Genomic DNA, 22,472 nt, shown 5'->3' with positions numbered 1-22,472 from the left:
TCCTTTATTTATAAGAAAGACTCATTATTCATATTATTTAGGATCTAAAATCTGATCGATTCGTTCAGATAAATCCTGTAAATGGTATCTGGAAAGGGTGTCTGATTGTCTGCCTAACCCAGCTCTGATGTCGCTTTTTATTGCTTGTAAAGTTCCTCTTGATAATGATGGAATGTCTGTAGTTCTTACATCTTTATCTTCAGTGTTTACTAATTCACCAAGCTTTTCTACAAATGCCTTTTGAAGATTTCTTCTGTAAGTATCTATAGTTTTTCCGGTTCTTAATTCAAAAAACAGGCCTTTTCTCAAGTCACTAAATAGCTGAGTTGGTTTATAAGCTTTAGAGCCATTTAAAGTTTCGTTTTCAATGGTTCTCTTCACCCTATCATCATTCAGCAAACCATTTAGTGTTCTGGTCTGAATAGACTTAATTCTATCTACAATACCATCTTGCTCAATCCTTGAAAGAATAGCCGGATCAATCATCCATTCTGGCGTTGCAAACAATTCATCATTAAAGAATTGAACAGCGCGTTTTTGCTTATCCAACTCCACGTGGGTGTAAACAGCTCCATCCTGATCAGTGGTTTTGTTGTATTCATAAATACCGCCTACGTTGGTAATTACATGGCCCATGTATCTGCTGTACTGGCCAATTACATTGAGGTATAATTCTCTAAGATCATCATAATCTTTACCGTCTTCAGTGCCCCAGGTCATAAGCTCTTTGTTGATTCTCTTTAGGTTTCTGATACCTAATTCTGATGCTATCATAGAATCATCACCTAAATCTTCGGTTTGCGCTGTAGGATCTACTCCGTTGGCTCTGCCAAATCTATAAAGAGGATTACCCGCTTTTTCTAATATCCATCCGTTAAGAACATCTTCCTCTTCAGCGGCTGTTTTTACATTCGCTATAGGGTGGTATCCATAGTAGATAGACCAATCATCATACTCGCCAATGCCTGGGAAGAAATGCGTAATGCCATCTTCTGGCTGAGCTACATAGTTAAAACGAGCATAGTCCATAATAGAAGGCGCTGTGCCATGAGTAGCTGTGAAGGTCTTAGAACGTAATGAATCTACTGAATAACCTACGCTTGAACCCATGTTATGCGGAAGACCTAATGTATGTCCCACTTCATGAGCAGCAACAAAGCGAATAAGTTGCCCCATAAGCTCATCTTTGAACTTGATATTTCTGGCTTCCGGGTTCACAGCGGCAGTCTGGATGAAGTACCAATTTCTTAGCAGCCTCATCACGTTATGATACCAAAGAATATCACTTTGCAAGATTTCGCCTGTTCTAGGATCGTGTACGTGTGGGCCCTGAGCATTCTGAATATCTGTGGCGATATATCTGATCACAGAATAACGAACGTCTACAGGATCCCAGTCAGGATCTTCTTCCTTGGTAGGGGCATCTTTGGCTATAATGGCATTTTTAAGGCCGGCCTTTTCAAAAGCCGACTGCCATTCTTCAATACCTTGCTTTATGAATGGTCTCCATTTCAAAGGCGTAGCAGGATCTATGTAATAAACAATAGGTTTCACTGGTTCCACGGCCTCACCTCTGTTGAAAGCGTCCCAATCGCTAGGCTCTAATCTCCAGCGTGTAATGAACTGATTCTGAGCAGCTTTTTGCTCGTCTAAAGAGTAGTCAGTCTGTCTGATGGAGAAATAGCTCACCCTGTCATCCTGATTACGCGGTACCATTGGGTTTTCAGGTAATAATATCAAGGACTGGTTCATCTCTATGGATAAAGCATCAGTAAGCCTGTTGTCTGGTAGCTCAGAGCCTTTGTAAGTAAGTATATGTCTTACCTCAGTATTCTTAGGGAATGACTTTACCCATGATACCATAGATCTGCTTCTGTCTAAAGAAGATATCTTGAATTCTTTTCTTTCACGCTGGCTCATGGCCCCGATCATAGGAATGTCTGAAGAGAAAAAGTCTTCAATATCAATTACATATGAAGACGAATCTTTTCCTAGTGCCTCTATTTTGAAGCTGTAAATGATAGGCTCAAAATTGTTATTCACCACTGATTGATAGATAGGATCATCCTCGCTGGCTACAGAATTGAATGATACTGATCTTAAAATCAGGTTGTGGTCCTTCTTTTGAAATCTGATCACCTGCTGCGGGCGAGACTTCATACCGGCTCCACCAAAGTTTAAACCCTTCACATGACCAGAGATTCTGGAAATGATCAAAATTTCTCTTTCTAGTAATGAATCAGGTATTTCGAAGTAATATTTGTCTTCTACTTTATGAAAGGTGAAAAGACCCTCATCAGTTTGAGCCTTGTCCGTAATTACCTGCTTATAGCTTTTAAATGGTGATTTTGGTTTTGGCTTTTCTGTCTTCTCCTGCTCCTTTTTCTTCTTCTTGCCTCCAAAAAGCTGTGCCTGCACCTGCTGGTTGAAAACGAAAAAAGACAGGACGAATAATAGTAATAAATTCTTCCTCATTTTATCGTTATTAAAATTTCAGCAACTAATCTAAATAATCAAAAACAGGGGTAAGCCCAATAATACATGAGTGGATAAGTAATGTGACGAGATACCTGATTTTCAGTGAGTCATGGACGCATGCATATTGGAAATGTTATAGGAAAGTGGGATTTTCTCTTAAACAATTCAGTTATTTTGTTTAGTTTGCGCGGCTATGAAGAGTCTACTTTTATATTATTTCATTCTGATTCCTTTTTCGTATCTCCCTCTAAGGGTGCTATTTATCATTTCTGATTTCATCTTTTTTGTTCTTTTTCATGTATTGGGCTATCGAAGAAAAGTGGTTTATAACAACCTGAAGAACTCATTCCCTAATAAGAGTGAAACGGAGCTTCGAATTTATGAAAAGGAGTTTTTTAGACACCTTTGTGATCTAATGGTCGAGAGTGTTAAAACCTTTTCTATCTCTGCCGAAAAGAGCATCAAGCATTTGAAGATAGTTAACCCGGAGGTAACGGATCATTTTTTCAAACAAGGAAAGGATATTGTAGGAGTAGGAGGGCATAATGGTAACTGGGAGCTATATGCCGTGGCCTGCGTAATGCAGATTGAGCATAGAGTAGCCGCTTTATACACACCGATGAGTAATAAGGTGTTTGATGAGAAAATGCGTAAGAGCAGGTCTCGCTTTGGTTTGAATATGGTGCCTACCAGCAATAGTGAAGCTTTATATCAGGAAACTGGCGAGCCAACTATGTATACTTTTGGCATAGATCAGTGCCCCAGAAGTTCTCAAAAGGCCTATTGGATGAAATTTTTAAATCAGGAAACGGGTGTTCAGTTTGGTGCGGAGAAGTTTGCCAGAGAGCACAATATGCCGGTGATCTTTGGAAATATTCATAAAGTAAAAAGAGGCTATTATGAAGTGATTTTTGATGTGGTTTGTGAAGATCCGTCTCAGCTGGAAGTAGGGGAGATTATGCGAAGGAGTACAGTGATGCTGGAATCAAGCATTAAAAAACAGCCTTCATATTGGCTGTGGAGCCACAAAAGATGGAAAAGGAAAAAGGCCGATTGCGTGCCTGTTTGATATAATAGTATAAGGTGTTTCTGTTTTGGAAACACCTTTTGTTTTTAGCCTTATAGAAATTCGATAGGGATAGCCACCTTAGTTTTATCCCACATAATTACGAGATCAGCCTTTTCATTGCTTTGTTCAAAGGCCATGGTAAACGGCTCCCATACTACTCCTGTCTTTACACTTCCCGTTGGTACTTCAAACCTCATCACGTCAGCTTCCTCATTGTAGTTGTAAGCACCCCATTGACCTAATTCTTTGTTAATGATTATGGTCCATTTGTCTTTATTAGGTATGGTGAATAAAGAATAGGTACCGGCTTCCAAAGTATCTTCATTGATCTTCACATCACCTGTCAACGTGATTTCTGTAGCTTCATTAGCACCTGTTCTCCACACTTGTCCGAAAGGAACTAAAGTGCCGAATATATCTCTACCTCTTTTGTGAGGCTGGCAATAGGTGATTTTCACGTAAGTATCCTCATACTTCATAGTAATGATGGCGGTAGGGCTGGGGCGTGGCGTTATCGCTTCCTGAGCGAAAGTGATAGAGCTGAAGAAGATCAGCGTAAGGATAGTTAAAGCAACGGGTTTTGATTTCATAATTTTCTTGTCGGTTTCTTTTATAAATGCTTAAATATAGTCAACTTTCCATCAAATATTATACCGCTAAATACAAGGCCCTCAGCACAATGAAGAAACCAGAGTTTGACGATATTTTTATGGAGTTGGCAGTGAATCTGGCTAAAAGATCACATTGTATAAAACGCCATGTAGGCGCTGTACTAACAAAAGATACGAGAATCATTTCAATAGGTTATAACGGACCGCCAGCCGGCACCCATAACTGTGATCTGGAATGGCCGGAAAAAGGATGCCCCAGAGACTCCAAGGGAGGTTGCTCATTAGCTATTCATGCCGAGCAAAATGCTCTTTTGTATGCAGTAAAGAATAAAACGGAGGTAAAAGGGGCCACTATGTATGTCACTCTTGCGCCATGTTTGGCCTGTGCCAGAATTATCTATACCATGGGCGTGGAAAAGGTGGTTTTCCTTAATTCATACGCAGAATACAAAGGTATTGAAAGTGATGAAGGCGTAGATTTCCTGGTAAAGTTCGGAGTGAAGGTAGAACGATACCAGGGGAGTATATCTGCTGTAACTGAAATGATCTGATCCTAGATCACATTCACCTCAGGATTTAGCTGTATACCAAATTTCTTGATAACAGACTCTTGAATTTCTTGAGCCAGTGCCCAGATGTCATCGCCGTGGCCGCCGCCGTAGTTTACTAAAACCAGGGCCTGCTTTTTATGTACACCAATGTTGCCCATAGTATAACCTTTCCATCCGGCTTGTTCTATTAGCCAACCTGCCGGCACTTTGATCATGTTCTCAGGAAGTTTATATCCTGGTATTTCAGGGTAGTCCACTTTTAAGGCTTCATAATCTATCATACTTATGGTAGGATTCTTGAAAAAGCTTCCGCTGTTGCCAATCTCCTTAGGGTCAGGTAGTTTGCTTTGTCTTATGGATATCACTGCCTTACTTACATCCTGAATGGTAGGCTTTTTCACCTTCATTTCTTCTAAGGTGTCTTGAATAGCACCATATTCTATGTTCAGGTTGTGCTCATCTTTAGAAAGCTTCAGCTGAACCTTGGCTATGATATACTGGCCTTTCAAGGTAGTTTTAAAAACACTTTCTCTATATCCAAACTGGCATTGATCATTATTAAAAATATCTACTTCGCCAGATTCTATTTTTACGGCCTTCAAGCTTTGGAAAACATCTTTAAGTTCAATGCCATAAGCGCCAATATTTTGCATGGGAGCTGCTCCGATCGTACCCGGTATCAATGACAGGTTTTCAATGCCACCCCAGTTTTTATCTAGCGCATATTCCACAAAGCTGTGCCATGTTTCTCCTGCACCTACTTCCACCACTACATACTTCTCTGTTTCCTCAATAACATCAATACCTGTAATCGTATTTTTTATTACCAGACCACCAAAGTCCTGCGTAAGTAGAATATTGCTTCCACCACCTAAAATGAGCAACTCTTCATTTTGAGCTTCCTCGCTTTTTAAAACTTCTTGAAGTTCTTCTATGGTGTTTACTTCAATAAATAATTTAGCCTTAGCCTCAAGGCCAAATGTATTGTGCGGTTGTAATGATATATTTTTATGGAAATGCATGGATTGCGAATTACGGAATTATTGATGAAAATCACCGTAGAAACCAGTTCAATTCTGTCTATGTAATAACAGCTGCCTAAATTAATGGAAATATTATATTTGAGAAACCTAAACATAAAGAGCTTATGAAAAAAATATACTTAGTTGTTTTACTATCACTTCTCCTTTCGCCGGCATTTAGCCAACTATATCTGCAGAAGGAGCCTTTAGCACATACATATTCTATCGTAGCCAGAGATCCAGAGACAGGAGAGATGGCGGTGGCGGTACAAAGCCATTGGTTTTCTGTAGGCACTAGTGTAAGCTGGGGTGAAGCCGGAGTGGGAGTAGTGGCCACCCAATCATTTACCAATAAATCCTTCGGCCTGAGAGGTTTAGCACTTTTGAAAGAAGGTAAAACTGCAGAGCAGGCTTTAAAAATACTCCTGAAAAGTGATGAAGGTCGTGAGGTGAGGCAGGTGGCTATCCTTGATTCAAAAGGTAATGTAGCTACTCATACAGGTGAGAAATGTATCAAATACGCAGGACATCAGCAAGGAGACAACTTTTCAGTGCAGGCCAATATGATGCTGACTAAAGATGTGTGGCCGGCCATGGCTGAAGCTTATGAAAAAGCGAAGGATTTGCCTTTAGCCGAGCGAGTTTTGAAGGCGCTAGAGGCGGCTCAGGCTGCTGGCGGAGATATCAGGGGTAAGCAATCAGCTGCTCTTTTGGTAGTAAAAGGACAGCCCGCAGAAAATGCCTGGGATGATCCTATGATAGACCTGAGGGTGGATGATAGTGAAGAACCACTGAAGGAATTGAAAAGGCTACTTACTGTGTACAGAGCCTATGAACATATGAATAATGGTGATCTGGCTCTGGAAGTGGGAGATATGTCGCTGGCCCTGCAGGAGTATGGCAAGGCTCAGTCTATGTTTCCGGATAATCTGGAAATGAAATACTGGACTGCCGTGACATTGGCTAACAATGGTAAACTCGATGAAGCACTTCCAATGTTTAAGGCCATTTTTCGTGAAGATGATAATTGGAGAGAGCTCACAGAAAGACTCCCCGCTGTAGGATTGCTGGAGCTGGATAAAAAGGATTTAAAGAAGATTTTAAAAGTGAAGTAAGCAGGAGTTATACTTTAATTCTTTTTTGAATTTGCCAATAGTGGCCAAAAGGATCTTTAAACATGCCTTGTCGGTAGCCGTAGTCGTGATCCGTTGGAGGATTTACTTCTACAGCTCCGGCATCAATGGCCTTTTTCATTACAGCGTCAACATCTGGAACAAATAAACCTATAATAGCAGTGACACCTCCGGCACCGTTAGGTTCCAGAGATTTAGATCCCATGGTTGTTTCATGAACGTGAAATATTGCTCCTTCATAATCAAGTTCAGCTACATGGATGCTACCATCATCGTTTTTCAAACAGAAATGCTCCGTTGCACCAAAATTGATGTAAAAGTCAATGTTGAAGGTGCCATTTGGAATGTGAAGTTCCGGCGCAAAGTTAACTGTATTTGATATCATGGTATGATGAAGAGGTAATTAAACCTAAGATACATAATTTCTAGTTATTAAGGCGGTCCGCCAGCATTGATGAAAAATAATTAACACCATGCTTAATACATGTCTCATCCACTGAGAAAGCTGGTGTGTGAGGCATTGAAATAATACCTTTTGAATAATTGGACCCTCCTAGAAGGAAGTACACGCAGGGTGCCTTTTCCTGAAAATAAGAGAAATCATCACCGCGTCCGTCTGGAATAACCCCGTAAAGGGTTAGAGCGGAGCTTGCTCCATAATTGTCAGAAATACTCTTCAAGCATTTGGTGGCTAGTTCCGTATCGTTATCAATATTTCCTCTCTTTTCTGAATAGGAGAAAATGTCTGATCCAAATTTGATGTCGATTAACTGGTCTGCATAGCGAGAATCACCGATTTTTTTGAGTAATTGTCCAGGAATTTCTTTCATTAATTCGGCGTTGCTTGTACTTACAAATGCGCTGATGGTCAATGTTTTATCGGTTACAGAGGTTTTCATTTTTTCTTCCACCGTAACAAAGTTTTTGAAGATGGTGTTGGGGTGTCCAAGTCCTATATTTGGGTCCATCAAATTTCTGGTATCCCAAAATTTGCTATCTGGAGCTACATTTTGCAGATCTTTAAAAATGCCTTTAGTAAATTCAGAAATGGAATTTTCATCTGAAGGCTTTTTATAAGTAATATTTATTTGTTTGTAATCGGCGAATAAATAATGCTCCTTGGTGGCTACTAAACCGGATGGCATAGGTGAAAGATGTGCGGCATACATCTCCTCGGGATCAATGATATCAAACAGGCCTCCATCAATCATTTCAAGTGCACCCTGGTAATTTTCTTCTGAGTGCTGAAATATAAAATAAATGGTGCCGTGTAGGTTTTCTTTCTGAGCGGCTAGTACCTCCGCCATTCCTAAAGCAATGGTAGTATGCACATCATGCCCACAATGGTGGCCCACGCCTTCATTATTCGACGCTAGCTCGCCTTCTTCTTTTTTGTGCTCATGAATGGCATCAATATCTGCACGCCATGCTATCTTTTTGCCTTCTTTATCACCTCTTAAAATGCCAACTAAACCGTAGCCTCCGATATTAGTTTTTACCTCTAAGCCCAGGTTTTCCAGATATGCACTTATAAATGCTGAGGTATTCTTTTCCTGACCGCCAAGTTCAGGGTTTCGGTGCAGATACCTTCTGGTTTGTACTAGTGTATCGTAGATGGAATTAGTGTGCTGTTGAATGCTGGCATGAATGGAACTGGTTGTTTGAGCAAAACTCGTTGCTGTCATAAGCAGGCCTGTTAAGCCTATGATCAACATTAAACTAAAAGGTGTGCGGAGGTTTATTTTGTAATTCATCATACACAAATATCTATGGATGTCACCAGTGCTACCTGACACATATGTGACATAATCATTTTTCACTCAATTTTTTCCTGATCCTACTTAGAGATTGTCGCTCTATGCCAAGAAAGGAAGCTAAATGAGTAAGGCTAATGCGGTTCATCAAATCTTTATGATCCTCTATGAATTGAAGATATCGCTCCTCGGCTGTATTGAAAAGAAAGCCTTCTACTCTGTTATTCAAAATGGTAAGTACATTTTCAGCGATTAATCGCCCTTGCATTTCGCTGTTTTTGAAGCGTCTATAGCATTCTTGAATTATCTCATAAGGGAGATTTATGATGATAGCGGGTTCTAGAGCTTGAATAGAAAACCGGGTAGGTCGCTGCCGAATAAAAGCAGGATAGTCTGTAACGTATTCGTCCTCCTTAGTGAACCCGGTTGTGATCTGATTTCCATTTTCGTTGATATAATATCTCCTTAGCAGGCCTTGACTGACATATCCCATGCCGGTTTGAATATCTCCAAAAGAGAGATAAAAGCCACCTTTCTTTATATACTGAAAGGTGAGATGAGGCAGAATATATCCTATTATTTCAGGTTCTGATTGGTCATACTGTCGAAGATAAATGTCTTGAAAGGCTAATTCTTGGTCGGTCATTGGTTGGTTAAGAGCGAATTGAGAGATTCGATATCATTATTCTCATTGGAATGAATGATTAGCTCTTAAATTAATGATTTTCTGTAAATTATGATAGAGCTGGAGGCTAAAGTGTGGTCAGTTGTATTTATTCACTCAAAATTTGATCATACAGTCTTTTCACCTGCAAATCACCAAATCCATAAATGCTTTCTCTTTTACTAAACTCTTGAAACACAGGACCGAACTCCTTAGTATGTAATTCATTCATGATCTGTTTCAGAGTGGCGACAGGCCGGCCAGGCTGGTTGTTTGAAGGTAATCTATCGAGGTGAGCTTTTACGGCCGGTAAGATAAAGGGGTAATCCACCGCCAGTTCATGAGCTGTAGATAATAGTCGGTCTGAATCATTTGCCTGGTACGCATTCCAAAGGCAAGCTATTTTATTTAGTTCTTTTAATTGTATTCTGCTAGCATAGAGATTAATCAACTCACCAGGAGAATAGCTGGCAAAACCATATGGTGTATGAGTTTCTGGTTTTATAAGAAATATATGCTCTTGGTGTCCTGCGCTTACAAGTATGTGAGCTACAAACCAAAAGTTTACCTGGCAAAAGAGATCGTCTTCAAACCATAGGTTAATTTCACTTTGTAAATCAAGGCCTTTAATTTTTCTAAATTCTTCCGCTGTATTTTGCTGATAAGATTCCAATGGCTCTCCATAGACGCTATGAAGAAAATTAGCTCGGGTAGTCATTACTTCTTCCAGGTTTGCCCCTTGAACATCACCTTCTACCAGGCATTCCCTGGCTACAATAATTTCCCCATCAAGACTAGCCGGGAACTGTTCTTTCAAAGCATCGCCATTAAGTATGTGGTATTGTGGTTTCATGCATCATATTTAATTACACACAAGATAGTTAAAATAATGTGTATAGCAGCCGAAGGAATTATGATGTATTAATTTGAAAATTTCGACACTGTTTATGGTTTAATGTATATTATTTTATATTAATATAGCATTTATTATTACTGTAATAATATAGCAGATAAATCACAACCAATTAAATCTACTAAAATCTTGCTCTATGATTTTTCCAAAGGCTAAGAAAATTGCAAAAGAACTGAATTGGCATAAAACCAAAGATGGTGTATTTGGTCTGTATAAAGGCTATTTTTTTAATATAGGTGATGGAAGTATATTGAGTAATCCGCAGTATAAATATGTGATAGCCAATATCGCTAATTTAACAGAGGCACAAAGGTCGGCCATACAAAGCGATTTGGAAGCTAATAAGAAGGCTCTAAAGTTTTCAAATTTTCAAATGGACGAAAATGCTATAGTGTTTCAATTTCTTGAAAATTTTAAATTCACCAAATTAAAGACAGTATATGCTTTACTTGACCATTTGGTCGGAATCTATAAACAATTTGGGGTCCCTGAACAGGATCATTGTCATAACTGCTCTGCCAATGGTTCTTTAAAGCAATATGAGATAAATGGGGTGGGTACTTTGCTTTGCGATTCTTGCTATAGAGAGATGGAAAAAAGTTTCTATGATTATGAGCGTGAAAGATTAGCAGAGGAAAAGAATTATATGACTGGTTTTTTAGGTGCCATTATTTTCTCAATTCCTGGAATTATAGTCTGGGTCCTTTTGGCAGTTTATTTAGATAGAATTGCCTCCGCCATGGCGATAGTAATAGCTTTTTTAGGAATGAAAGGGTACGCCTTCTTTAAAGGTAAACATGGTAAAATAACCAAATACCTGATTGTGATATCCAACATTGTGAGCATTATACTGGCTAATGTGGCAACAATGATAGCCCTGTTGATGAAGGAAGGCCTTAGTTTAGGAGAAACATTTTATCAGCTACAATACAACGAGCAACTCAAAGATGCACTTTATGAAAATGTGGGATTATCTTTCATTTTAGCATTTTTCACCTGGATATGGCTTTTGTTTGCACTTAAAGACCAGCAGTTATCAGTAAAGCCAGCAGAGAAGTTCTAGCTGGCCTATATTAGGGTGTAATGTGGTAATCTACAGCCAGTCTTTATCCACTGTAATTCGGTAATCTACGCTGTCAAGATCTTGCTTTAAACCATACTTGGTAATAAATTCTCCTGTACGGAAGGTTTGAGCGTCTTCAATATTATCTTTTATGTGCATTGAGAATTTTAAGTCAGAAATTGTTAGCGTATCCTTTTCGCCCAGATCTGTTATCGTGAATTCATTACCTGTGATATATGCATAGTTTGAAGAATACATTTTGACTTTTAGATCATTACCGACGGAAGTGATGTCCAAAGAATCAAGATATCTTAATGTATCTGCAGGGATTTGAGAAAGACTGTTGGAAAGGTCTCTCCAATGCTCTCGCGTAGGTGTATACACCATAATACGCGATTCCATATTTAGAAAGTCTTTGATGTTATAATGGTTGATATTCTTGTAGTAGGTTCCTTTGCGTTCTATTTTTAGCGGCTGCTTTTTGATATTCACTACTATAGGACCAGATTTTCGAGTTGAAAATGATTCAGAACTATCATCGCTTTTCGTTGCACCTGCGAAGGCGAAAAGACAAACTAAGGTGATTGCTACAAGTAAATATTTCATTAGCTAAATTTTTATTGAAAGCAATTTAATTATTTTAATTTAAAATATTATTTAATCCACTTAATTATCATAAACATATTTTCCAATAGCTGTCTAATTCTGGACAAATCGCTTGCATTGTTTTTATAGATCTGTTTTACGGAACAAAGCATTGAACCTACTAGGTCTAGCTGATTCATGTTTTTGTAATCTCCTTACATATTTAAACTCTGAGGCATCTGTATTTTATTCTTTTACTCATTAATTCATAATCATATTTTCTAATTATTTGGGCTACTAAATCGATTTTTCTAATAATTATCTCTATATTTCAGATCGCTATTACTGAAAAATTAATCATGAAATATTCTCTTATTGCATTTTGCATTTTACTATCACATCTGGCATTTCCTCAAACACCGGTAAACTTACCCGGAAACTTGAAGGAGAATGCTACCCAAATTAAGTCTAAAGGTGATCAACTTTTGATCAGCTGGCCTGTAGGGAAAAAGAAAGAATGTGAGTTGGTTTTAAACCTTGACAACACAAAGCCTTTGTTTTCAAAGATGGGCTTTAATGAAAAGGGTAAATACCATGAGATACTACAAAATGCTGAGCCAGAGTTTCTTCTGAATGTAGGTAGGAGAACGTTAAAGCCTGAAAACGGCTGGACTATCTTTTTTGATAAAGTGCCCACCAGGCCTTATGAGTCTTACCATCTGAAGTTAGATAAGAATAAGGTAAATGTAACCAAGCATGGTAAACGCACGGTGGTGACCATAGGTGAGATGTCTGCTCCTGATTTTAAAGGGGCGTTTGAGCTAACCATATACAATGATTCACCATTGATTAACCTGGCTGCGGTAGTGTCTACGGATAAGGATTCTACTGCTATTTTATATGATGCAGGCTTATCTACCTCTCAACCTTTTAAACAATTGTCTTTTGCTAAAAATAATGGTGAGTTCAATTCAATAAATGGTAATGAGACCACTGTTACTAATGAGAAGGTAAAGCACCGTACCATAATCGGTTCAAATGATTTTGGGGGCATTGCAGTATTTCCCGCACCTCATCAATATTTCTATCCTTTAGACGAGGCTTTTAATTTGGCTTTTGTTTGGCATGGGGCAGGTTATAGAGATATGATTGAGCGCAATGCTATCGGTATTAGACAAGACCCTAAAGGTGATAATCGTTTTGTGCCCTGGTTTAATGCCCCACCAAAAAGCCAGCAAAGGCTAAATTTCTTCTGTCTTTTAGGTGATGGAACTGCGCAAGAACTGCTTGATGAGGTGAAATTATTCACCCACAATGATGTTTATCCCGAGCTTAAAGGACATAAAACAATGGCTAGCCATTTTCATAATGAGTTTATAATGAATGTGGTAAGAGCGGGTAAAAATGATAAACCAGAATTTACTCAGGTGTTTAAAGATATGGGTGTGGATATTGTGCATCTGGGAGAATTCCACTACACCGCACATCCGAAAGGACCAGATAGTTTGCGCCTGGAAGAGTTAAAGGCTTTGTTTGATTTATGTGCTAATGCCTCAGATAATGAGTTTCTTTTACTACCCGGAGAAGAGCCAAATGAATTTTTCGGAGGCCATTGGATGCAGCTTTTTTCAAGCCCTGTGTATTGGGTGATGGATAGAAAGGATGGACAGCAGTTTGTTTCAGATAACCCGAAGTATGGGAAGGTATATCATATAAAAGATGCCGCTGAAATGACCAGATTATTAGACGCAGAGCATGGTTTAGCCTGGACTGCTCACCCGAGAATAAAGGGATCCACTGGCTATCCTGATGCTTATAAAGGTGAAGCATTCTTCAAAAATGATCAATTCATGGGAGGAGCCTGGAAGGCAATGCCGGCAGATCTCTCTAGCCCTAAGCTAGGCATGCGAGTACTGAACCTTTTAGATGATATGAACAACTGGGGACTCAAAAAGCACGTCATTGCTGAGTCGGACCTTTTTACAATCACTAAAGAGAACGAGATGTATGCCCACATGAACATTAACTATATGAAGCTGGGCGAGCTTCCTACCTTCGATAATGGATGGAAACCAGTAGTTGATGCTATGTCCACCGGTGATTTTTTCTCTACCACAGGAGAGGTTTTGATTCCTTCTTTCACTGTGAACGGTAAATCTTCAGGTGAAACCATAACTGTGAAACAAGGAGAGGAGCTACAAGTGAAATTCAACCTTCAATGGACCTTCCCGCTTAATTTCGCCGAGATCATATCTGGTGATGGTGAAAAAGTATACCGAGAGCGCATTGACCTTAATGGTACCTCAGCTTTCGGAGCCGATGATTTCTCGAAATCAATAGCTCTCCCTGGAAGAACTTGGGTGAGGTTAGAGGTTTGGGATGTAGCTGGTAATGGAGCTTTTACTCAAAGTATTTATCTTAAAAAGTAATGGATATGAGTTGCCCCTCGTTGATTGCGAGGGGTAACTATACTACTTGTCCTAATCCCCGTTTATATCGAGGGTTGTTGAGAATGGCATTTGTGATGCTAGAGGTAGCATGCCTTACTGCCGCTCGCCTTCGTAGGTGTCCACCTACGAATCTTCAGCCAGTTAGATCACCTTCAAACGAAACGTCATTCCAGCCGCAGCGCAGAGCCGGAATCTTGCTGTTCAGCCTCTAAAAACCCAACAGTAAGATTCCGGATATTCATCCGCTACGCTACTGAATTCCGGAATGACGTTTTGCGATAGTGAAGTGATATTGCCATTTATGAAGCCCTCGCCTTAGGTGTCTCCACCTACGAAACTCCAGGCCTTTGCGCCACTAATTCTTTAGGTTTTTCATAGCCAAAGTTCCTTTACTTTTTTGCAGTCGATCAAAAAAGTAACAAAAAAATCTTTCTTGCTGCAAGGTCTTCCGAGAGCGAAATTATTTCATAGATATGGACTGCCACTAAGGACTTGAGATAAGCCTGTGCTTTATATTAGTTCATCTCACGACTGAGCAGCAAGATTAGATGGTTCTATCGAGGTAATGCTGTCAAGATTTGAAGACCACCACCGAGTCATCCTGAGCCCCGTCGAAGGGTAGACGATCAGAATTGCTAACCATGTTTAGAGTGCAGGTAATCTGAGGAGCAAATATGACTCACTACCATCTGACATGACTAATAGATTCGCTTCGGATATTTCCATTTATGTAGCCTTCGCCTTCGTAGGTGTCTCCACCTACGAAACTCCAGGCCTTTGCGGTACTAATTCTTCAGGTTTTTCATAACCAAGGTTCCATTACTTTTTTGCAGTCGATCAAAAAAGTAAAAAAAAAATCTTTCTTGCTGCACGGTCTTCCGAGAGCGGCAGCATGCAATAGGTATGGACTGCCACTAAGGACTAGAGATAAGCCTTTTCTTTATATTAAGTTCACCTCACGACTGAGCAGCAAGATTATATGGTTCTATTTTCGAGGTGCTACTGTCAAGAGTTGAAGACCACCACCGAGTCATCCTGAGCCCCGTCGAAGGGTCGACGATCAGAATTGCTAACTATGTTAGAGTGCAGGTAATCTGAGTTGCAAATATGTATCACTCCCGTTCGAAATGAAATCCTGTTTAAGCAGCTAAACCTCCTGGCCAATAGTAATTAAGTTGTTATCAGGATCTAACAAAGAGAATTCTTTTTGGCCCCATGGCTTGGTTTGTAGTTTTCCGTTGGGGTGTATTGCTGTATCATTATCAAGAAGCGATTGGTACAGTTGCTCAATGTCATCCGTTCTTAAATATATCTGACCGTAGTTTTCTTTTGGCTTTAACCCCTCGAATAAGAAGAAATGAATCTGCACATTATCCTTCTCCACCATAAGATAGTCCGGATAGTCAGCGCTTCCGAATTGGCTGAACCCCAGTTGATTAACATAGTAATCCTTAGTGACGTTTTTATTTCGCATGGGAAGTTTAGGATGGATGGAGGTCAGCATAATGTTGATTTTATGATTTGATTAAAGATAACCTTTTTCTCATATGGATATACTGTTTCGGTAATTCATTACTGCCTAGTTCACCCTGTTATACATCTGAACTATTTCATCTATTACAAGTTGTGGCTTATCCTTCCATATTTTATGATGAGCGCCTTGAGCTTGCACATATTTATGGTTCGGTAAGGCTCCAAAAGCTTCCTGACAATCGATCCATTGTTGTTGTTCATTTGGTGTGAGGTAGGGCTGTTGTATTTCTGCGCCTATTATGGTGACTGGTAGGGCGGCGGGAAGCGTTTTATTGCTCATGTAATTAGAAATGTCGGACAAGTTCTTAAGAACATAATAAAGCCCGATTTTATGGGTTTTGATAAGTTTCCAGTCCTCTTCTGATATATTGCTTATGAAATTTTGTGACCATTCTTGCGTCATCGAGCAGGGGAGAGCTGTATCAATAAACACAGCGCCCTTAATTTTTGAAGGGTTTTTAGACGCAAATAATATTGAGTAGAAGCCGCCAAAAGAATGGCTTACATTCATAATGCCATCATTGAAACCTAATTTTATTAATGCAGTCTCTAGATCTTTAATTTCCTGTTGAAAGGATATGGTGGTTGTATCAATTTCGCTAAGACCCAGCCCAGCACGGTCATAGGTGATAATTGTGGCTTGCGTTGCCTTATGGATTTCGTTGACTATAGGCTCCCAAACACTTCCATCATCACCATTACCAGCTTCAAATAGAATGGGAGTACGAGAGCCTTTAATAATTTTAAAATGAAGCTTATGTGTACCTACATCGATCAGTGTATCAAGGGTTTGCGCTGTGGAAGTGCAGAAGATGGTAAATGTGAAAATGAGAGAAAAGGTTAGGGTTTTCATGGTTTTTATTGGGAGACTGGATAGAAGAGGATTTGTTACAGATGGGGTGCAAATCTTATAAGTATTACTGACTAATCCTGGTTTTCAACAAGGATTTGTAGAGAATGGCATTTGTAATGCCAGTGGTAGCATGCCTTACTTTCTCTCGCCTGCGTAGGTGTCTCCACCTGCGAAATTCCAGAACAGATTAGCCAAACTAAACGTCATTCCGGCCGCAGCGCAGCGGAGAGCCGGAATCTTGCTGTTCAGCCTCTAGAAACCCAACAGTAAGATTCCGGATATTCATCCGCTATGCTACTGAATTCCGGAATGACGTTTTACGATAGTGAGGTGATATTGCCATTTATAAAGCTCTCGCCTTAGGTGTCTCCACCTACGAAACTCCAGACCTACGACTAATCCTTTGAGCTTTTCATAGCCCAGGTTTCTTTACTTTTTTGCAGTCGCTCAAAAAAGTAACAAAAAAATCTTTCTTGCTGCAAGGTCTTCCAAGAGCGGCATTATTCCATAGATATGGACTGCCACTAAGGACTTGAGATAAGCTTGTTTTTTATATGAAGTTTATCACACGACTGAGCAGCAAGATTTATTCCTCTATAATTAATAGATAATGCTCTGTCAAGATTTGAAGACCACCATCGAGTCATCCTGAGCCCCGTCGAAGGGTCGGCGATCAGAATTGCTGACTAGGTTTAAAGTATAGGCAGCCTGAATATGCTTCATTATCTTTTGATCGCCTTCGTAGGTGTCTCCCCCCCCACGAAACTCCAGACCTGCGACTAATCCTTTCAGCTTTTCATAGCCCAGGTTTCTTTACTTTTTTTCAGTCGATCAAAAAAGTAACAAAAAAATCTTTCTTGCTGCAAGGTCTTCCGAGAGCGGCAGCATGCAATAGGTATGGACTGCCACTAAGGACTTGAGATAAGCCTGTTCTTTATATTAAGTTCACCTTACGACTGAGCAGCAAGATTAGATGGTTCTATCGAGGTGATGCTGTTTAGATTTGAAGACCACCACCGAGTCATCCTGAGCCCCGTCGAAGGGTCGGCGATCAGAATTGCTGACTATGTTTAGAGGGGCAGTAACCTGAAGTGCCAATATGTCTCACTACCATCCGAGCAATTATGGAGCCCTCGCCTTTGTAGGTGTCTCCACCTACGAAGCTCCACCCAGTTAAATCAACTTGGACTTCATAGAAAAGAACAGATAAGCCAAACTAAACGTCATTCCGGCCGCAGCGCAGCGGAGAGCCGGAATCTTACTGTTCAGCCTCTAGAAACCCAACAGTAAGATTCCGGATATTCATCCGCTACGCTACTGAATTCCAGAATGACGTTTTGTGATAGTTAGGTGCTATTGCCATTTTATGAAGCCCTCGTCTTCGTAGTGTCTCAACCTACGAATCTTCATGCTTATGACTCATTCTTTAAACTTTATAAACGAAATGATTATATCACAATTAAATACCGTCACCGAGTCATCCTGAGCCCCGTCGAAGGGTCGACGATCAGAATTGCTGACTATATTTAGAGTGCAACAACCTGAGGTGCACATGTTTCACCACAATTCAACCTAACAATTCCTAGAAGTATTACCTTAATTAACCCTCTCTTAAAATCTTCTCCATCTTTTTGCCTTTGGCTAGTTCATCTACAAGTTTGTCGAGGTATCTGACTTGTTTGGTTAGAGGGGTTTGAATGTCTTGCACTTTGTATCCACAGATGACTCCTGTTATCAATTCGGCGTTGGGATTTAAAGTGGCTTGGTTGAAGAACGTTTCAAAAGTGACCTTCTCATCTTTCAGTTTATCCAATTGAGCTTTGTCAAAGCCGGTGAGCCATTCTATTACCTGAAGGAGCTCCTCTTCGGTCCGGCCTTTTTTCTCCACTTTGGTAACGTAATGAGGGTATACTGACGAAAAAGTCATCTTGGCAATCTTGGCATCGTGTTCAGGAGTAGTGATCATTGGTCTGCGTTATTATTTTAACCAAAGTATTAAAAAAACACCTATTTAGATAATCCTTTTATGTCAATGGTGGCAATTCAGCCTCATTCAAAATCTATATACATATCTTTAAAATTCAGTATGAGCTGGTCATATTGTGTTATAATATCTTGACCTATATTGGCATCGTAACCCTCCATAAATTTTAGCTCCATAGTGTGAACAGCCACTGAATCAATAGTGCCGCTTTTAGATCCTAGTGTGTATTTGAAATCAGGAATTATATATTGTTCTGATTCAGTCATGCCCCCAGCTCCACCCATTTGTCGCTTCTTCAGTTCGCCAACTTGCTCTATGTTCTGTTTGTGACGCTGATAATATTGCACTGATAAATCGGTGCTGGTAGCTCCGGTATCGAAATTACAGAGCAATGTATCATCAGGGGTAATCAGCTTTGTAATAGGTGTTAAGCCGGACATAAACAGGTTGTTGAGCTCTTTTTTGACGGGATGGGCTGGTATAAATATCGAACCATCGTTGGATAGTCTCACTTCACCCATTTGATAGATTACGGGAAAACCAATTATTCCATGAATCTCATAATTGATGGAAGGGAAGCTCAATTGTTCATCTGGTAGGACTAAAAAGACCACATTTTCAAAAAGGATATCGCCTAAATAGAGGGTGTCAGCCACAGCTAATTCTGACTGTACCATATGCTCAGTGGATGAGCCCACCTGTATGCTGGCCTCGATAATCTTGAAGCCCAAAGTGTCGGCTATACTTCTGGCGATGGTTGAAAGATTGGCTCCCGTATCAAAAATGAATTCATCATTGATTCCACCTGCCCGAATCGGCACCATCAGGTGAGTAAATTGGTTTCTTTTGCCTGGGATTGTGGTATTTTTATTTAAGTGCATTTTTTGAGCATTCACCTTATTTAAGGCACCAAAAAGTGCTTTGCTGTTTTCATAATCGGCTATCTCGGCGCTGTCCAGGCCATGACTATACTTTGTTAAAATAGTGCTGTAGGACGAGGCGGCCTTTTCATACTCATAAGCTCTCAGGTGGTTGTTGGCCTTAATGTTATATAATTCAATCAACGTAGAATCATTGAGCTTTTCGCCATAGCTCTTGAGCAGCTCATCTGCATATTCATTAGATTCAGTGCCTTTGAAAAATGCGCTTTTAATATGGGTTAGATAGTAGAGCCGTTTATCTTCAGGAAGCAAATTGCCGTGTTTATTCACTTCATCACGAAGTCGGAAGTAGTCATTTTTATTCAGCAAACCTGAAAGATACGGATCAATATTCTCTGGTTTTTCAGCTGTAGAACAGCCTAACAATAAGAGTGCGGTCAGAAGAAGGTAGGATAGGTTTTTCATGGTCTAGGATTTATTAAATGTTATTACGTAATAATCCTAAGTCAAGAGGTGCGGAGTGGGTGAGTGGTTAAAGAGGTGAGTTAGGTGGTGAACTTGATGATTAAGTATGTAAACCAGCCGGAATAAACAATTACCCCGGCTGGTTCTAAACTAAATCTTCTTCATCAACTCAAAGGCCTGGCCTCCCTGATGCAGAACTAGCTTTTTGTTATCTGGATCAAAAGTCACCTTTACTCCAGCTGTTTTGAATTCAAAGCTATGCTTATCTGTGGGGGTGAGAGGGAATGACGGTTGACCATCACCCTGAGCTAACAGTTTGTCTCCATCTTTGAATATCTTTATATCAATTGGGAAGCCTTCTGCACCATAGGTTCCTTCATACAAAGGATAAAGCGCAAGATCGGGATTATAGGTACCAAATTCGGGCAAGGTATATTCCTTGTCGTATATGATGCTTAACAGCCCTATGGCAAAATCATTAGTGGGATATTTCTCACCATTAATCACATAGCTATAGGTAAGATTGTTTTTAGGATCATGAACGGTTACCGAGTGGGTGCCGTAGGTATCACCACCATGTCCATAGGCTATGAGGTCATAGAATGGCACCTTCATTATACCTAAACCAAACCAGTCTTTACCTTTAGGAAGCATAGCATTTAGAGTTTCCTCTTTGATAAGTTTATGGCTGAAAAGAGCACTAATAAACGTGTTCAGGTCTGTGGGTGTTGACACAATATTTCCAGCTCCTGTTACATTTGGGAAGTAAAATTCTTCAATAACATTCCAATCATTCTCGGCTCTTGTATATGACGAAGCCACGTGAGCTGTGATATTCTTATTGTCAATGGCAACAGTGTTCTTCAAATGCAGTGGTTCCACTATTTGTTTATTCACAATACTCTTGAAATCGCTTTTATATTTGATTTCCAAAATTTTCCCTAGAAGGTAGTAGGCTGAATTAGAATAACTTATGCTATCACCTGCTGAAAAAGCCACACCTTGTTTCACAATTTCATCTAAAATTTCCTTTTCTGATCTCGGCTCTTTTAACCAATAATGAAGGCTGTCATCTTTTGAAACAAAATCTTTCAATCCACTGGTGTGGTTAAGCATCTGTTTGATAGAGATGTTTTTAGCATTAGGCTCTTGAGGGAAAAACTTGCTTAACTTGGTGTCCAAGTTGAGCTTATTTTCTTCCTGAAGTTGGGCTATCATTACGGCCACAAACAATTTGGATATAGAGCCTACGGTATACTTAAGGTGCTCATTATCAGTTAAATTGGCTTCCCCAAAAGTGACATTGACTCTGGTGGTATTCCCTTCCTGAATGGCAACGGAGCCCATCAGTTGGTGGTTGCTATCAAAGTGTTTGATATAAGCTTCTATTTCAGCAGCTTTTTCTGAAGTTATAAAGTCTTGACCAAAAGCAGATAAGGTAAATAGAAGGAATAGGGTGATTAATGAATTTTTCATCAGGATGTCTTTTTATTGAATGACTTTTTAATTTTTAATAAAAGGGTTATCAATATATAGGTGATAACTGCAGAAAGGATCATGGCCGGTATGAACCAGTCGCCGAGTACCTCTTGGTAGTTTTCAGAGTTTTTTACCATACCCAGCGCGGTGAATTTGTCATCTTGATAGAACATGCCCACCTGATCATGATTGAATAGCTTAGCGAAGATCAAGAAAACAAAGCCTCCTAATGTTAAGTACAACAGGGCGAAGAAGGCATAGCTTAGGCCGTTTGTAATGTTTACCGATAAAGCTCGTAGCACATCTACCGGATTGAAGGATTTAGTGGCTTTCTCAAGAAGCTTATCTGCAACCAGTGGTCTGAGTACCTCTTCCGGAGCGCCAAGTTTATCAATGATGTTTAATAATCTTTCTAACTCAGGCTGCGTGCTTGTCTGCTGCAAGTGTTCGTAAATGTGACTATTAAACTCCATCAAAACTTCCTGTGAATCAGAAGTAGATAATGGTTTTGTTACATTCTTAAGTGTGGCTATGTAGTTGTTGTATACGCGCTGAGCGTTGGTATCTTTAAATTCTATTGCTCTAAATTCCATCTTGCATAAAGTTTTTAATTGAAGTATCTAACTCATTCCAGTAGTTCTGCATGAGTTTTAAAGTGGCTTCACCTTCCTTGGTAAGCAGGTAGTATTTTCTGGGAATACCTGATTCCTGCTCCACCCATTTTGAGGTGGCCAGACCGTCTTTTTTCAGTCGGTTCATTAGAGGATATAAGGTGCCTTCGGCAATTTCTATGTCTGTGGCTTCCTTAATCATCTCAATCAGTTCATAGCCATAAAGCTCTTTTTTGCTGATGGCATTCAGTACAATAAAGGATAGTGTCCCTTTCTTGACTTGTGATTTCCATTTTTCTAAAAATTGATTTTCCAAAGCATCGTGGTTTATATTAAGTAGTAATACAATGCAAGTATATGAAATATAATACAT

General features: G+C 39.7%; 20 protein-coding genes. 5 read left to right on the top strand and 15 right to left on the bottom strand.

The features are described from left to right. Positions 1-33: 33 nt before the first annotated feature. Positions 34-2,475: a zinc-dependent metalloprotease gene (locus tag LVD16_RS19040; protein ID WP_233769874.1), complete on the bottom strand. Its 2,442-nt coding sequence runs from the start codon at positions 2,473-2,475 to the stop codon at positions 34-36. A 196-nt stretch (positions 2,476-2,671) separates the two neighbouring features. On the opposite strand from LVD16_RS19040, the gene LVD16_RS19035 reads away from it, so the two are divergent. Further along, complete coding sequence (locus LVD16_RS19035; RefSeq protein WP_233769873.1) at positions 2,672-3,547, top strand: lysophospholipid acyltransferase family protein; 876 nt, start codon at positions 2,672-2,674, stop codon at positions 3,545-3,547. A 50-nt stretch (positions 3,548-3,597) separates the two neighbouring features. On the opposite strand, the gene LVD16_RS19030 is transcribed toward LVD16_RS19035, so the two are convergent. Then, on the bottom strand, positions 3,598-4,137 hold the full coding sequence (locus LVD16_RS19030; RefSeq protein WP_233769872.1) for a DUF2911 domain-containing protein: 540 nt from the start codon (positions 4,135-4,137) through the stop codon (positions 3,598-3,600). Between the two features lie 89 nt (positions 4,138-4,226). Between LVD16_RS19030 and LVD16_RS19025 the strand changes: the two genes are divergently transcribed. After that, positions 4,227-4,709, top strand: coding sequence for a deoxycytidylate deaminase (locus tag LVD16_RS19025; RefSeq protein ID WP_233769871.1), 483 nt, complete (start codon positions 4,227-4,229; stop codon positions 4,707-4,709). A gap of 2 nt (positions 4,710-4,711) precedes the next feature. Here the strand turns inward: LVD16_RS19025 and murB are convergent, their stop codons facing one another. Beyond that, positions 4,712-5,731: a UDP-N-acetylmuramate dehydrogenase gene (gene murB, locus LVD16_RS19020; protein WP_233769870.1), complete on the bottom strand. Its 1,020-nt coding sequence runs from the start codon at positions 5,729-5,731 to the stop codon at positions 4,712-4,714. Positions 5,732-5,856: 125 nt separating this feature from the next. On the opposite strand from murB, the gene LVD16_RS19015 reads away from it, so the two are divergent. Then, positions 5,857-6,846, top strand: a complete 990-nt coding sequence (locus LVD16_RS19015) for a DUF1028 domain-containing protein (protein WP_233769869.1) — start codon at positions 5,857-5,859, stop codon at positions 6,844-6,846. Positions 6,847-6,853: 7 nt separating this feature from the next. On the opposite strand, the gene LVD16_RS19010 is transcribed toward LVD16_RS19015, so the two are convergent. The 4 genes from LVD16_RS19010 to LVD16_RS18995 all read right to left on the bottom strand — a co-directional run bounded on the left by LVD16_RS19010 (position 6,854) and on the right by LVD16_RS18995 (position 10,135). Next, on the bottom strand, positions 6,854-7,249 hold the full coding sequence (locus tag LVD16_RS19010; protein ID WP_233769868.1) for a VOC family protein: 396 nt from the start codon (positions 7,247-7,249) through the stop codon (positions 6,854-6,856). 40 nt (positions 7,250-7,289) lie between these two features. Beyond that, positions 7,290-8,549 (bottom strand): M20 metallopeptidase family protein, encoded by a 1,260-nt coding sequence (locus LVD16_RS19005; protein WP_233769867.1) that lies wholly within the window; start codon positions 8,547-8,549, stop codon positions 7,290-7,292. A 124-nt stretch (positions 8,550-8,673) separates the two neighbouring features. Continuing rightward, a complete protein-coding gene (locus LVD16_RS19000) occupies positions 8,674-9,264 on the bottom strand; it encodes a Crp/Fnr family transcriptional regulator (protein ID WP_233769866.1) in 591 nt (196 codons plus the stop codon). A 127-nt stretch (positions 9,265-9,391) separates the two neighbouring features. Further along, positions 9,392-10,135, bottom strand: a complete 744-nt coding sequence (locus LVD16_RS18995) for a DUF1835 domain-containing protein (protein ID WP_233769865.1) — start codon at positions 10,133-10,135, stop codon at positions 9,392-9,394. A 196-nt stretch (positions 10,136-10,331) separates the two neighbouring features. Here LVD16_RS18995 and LVD16_RS18990 point away from each other — a divergent pair, with 196 nt between their 5' ends. Beyond that, a complete protein-coding gene (locus LVD16_RS18990; RefSeq protein WP_233769864.1) occupies positions 10,332-11,258 on the top strand; it encodes a hypothetical protein in 927 nt (308 codons plus the stop codon). A gap of 30 nt (positions 11,259-11,288) precedes the next feature. Here the strand turns inward: LVD16_RS18990 and LVD16_RS18985 are convergent, their stop codons facing one another. Beyond that, positions 11,289-11,864 (bottom strand): hypothetical protein, encoded by a 576-nt coding sequence (locus LVD16_RS18985; protein ID WP_233769863.1) that lies wholly within the window; start codon positions 11,862-11,864, stop codon positions 11,289-11,291. A gap of 338 nt (positions 11,865-12,202) precedes the next feature. Between LVD16_RS18985 and LVD16_RS18980 the strand changes: the two genes are divergently transcribed. Beyond that, positions 12,203-14,272: a CehA/McbA family metallohydrolase domain-containing protein gene (locus tag LVD16_RS18980; RefSeq protein WP_233769862.1), complete on the top strand. Its 2,070-nt coding sequence runs from the start codon at positions 12,203-12,205 to the stop codon at positions 14,270-14,272. 1,168 nt (positions 14,273-15,440) lie between these two features. Here LVD16_RS18980 and LVD16_RS18975 read toward each other — a convergent pair. From LVD16_RS18975 to LVD16_RS18945, 7 genes are all read right to left on the bottom strand, one after another. Next, positions 15,441-15,797, bottom strand: coding sequence for a bleomycin resistance protein (locus LVD16_RS18975; RefSeq protein WP_233769861.1), 357 nt, complete (start codon positions 15,795-15,797; stop codon positions 15,441-15,443). A 75-nt stretch (positions 15,798-15,872) separates the two neighbouring features. After that, positions 15,873-16,679 (bottom strand): alpha/beta fold hydrolase, encoded by an 807-nt coding sequence (locus tag LVD16_RS18970; RefSeq protein ID WP_233769860.1) that lies wholly within the window; start codon positions 16,677-16,679, stop codon positions 15,873-15,875. Between the two features lie 1,600 nt (positions 16,680-18,279). Continuing rightward, positions 18,280-18,645 (bottom strand): DUF2200 domain-containing protein, encoded by a 366-nt coding sequence (locus LVD16_RS18965; RefSeq protein ID WP_233769859.1) that lies wholly within the window; start codon positions 18,643-18,645, stop codon positions 18,280-18,282. A gap of 83 nt (positions 18,646-18,728) precedes the next feature. Then, a complete protein-coding gene (locus tag LVD16_RS18960; protein WP_233769858.1) occupies positions 18,729-20,009 on the bottom strand; it encodes a retropepsin-like aspartic protease in 1,281 nt (426 codons plus the stop codon). Positions 20,010-20,159: 150 nt separating this feature from the next. After that, a complete protein-coding gene (locus LVD16_RS18955) occupies positions 20,160-21,485 on the bottom strand; it encodes a serine hydrolase domain-containing protein (RefSeq protein WP_233769857.1) in 1,326 nt (441 codons plus the stop codon). Then, positions 21,485-22,081: an HAAS signaling domain-containing protein gene (locus LVD16_RS18950; RefSeq protein WP_233769856.1), complete on the bottom strand. Its 597-nt coding sequence runs from the start codon at positions 22,079-22,081 to the stop codon at positions 21,485-21,487. Before LVD16_RS18950 ends, LVD16_RS18955 begins: the two co-directional genes overlap by 1 nt. Further along, the gene (locus LVD16_RS18945; RefSeq protein ID WP_233769855.1) at positions 22,071-22,415 is read right to left on the bottom strand and encodes a PadR family transcriptional regulator; all 345 of its coding nucleotides are present in this window, start codon (positions 22,413-22,415) and stop codon (positions 22,071-22,073) included. Before LVD16_RS18945 ends, LVD16_RS18950 begins: the two co-directional genes overlap by 11 nt. Between the last annotated feature and the right edge of the window lie 57 nt (positions 22,416-22,472).

The organism is Fulvivirga ligni (assembly GCF_021389935.1).
GTDB classification, from domain to species: Bacteria; Bacteroidota; Bacteroidia; order Cytophagales; family Cyclobacteriaceae; genus Fulvivirga; species Fulvivirga ligni.
The sequence above is the reverse complement of the archived record's forward strand: the minus strand, read 5'-3'. Positions and strand labels throughout refer to the sequence as shown.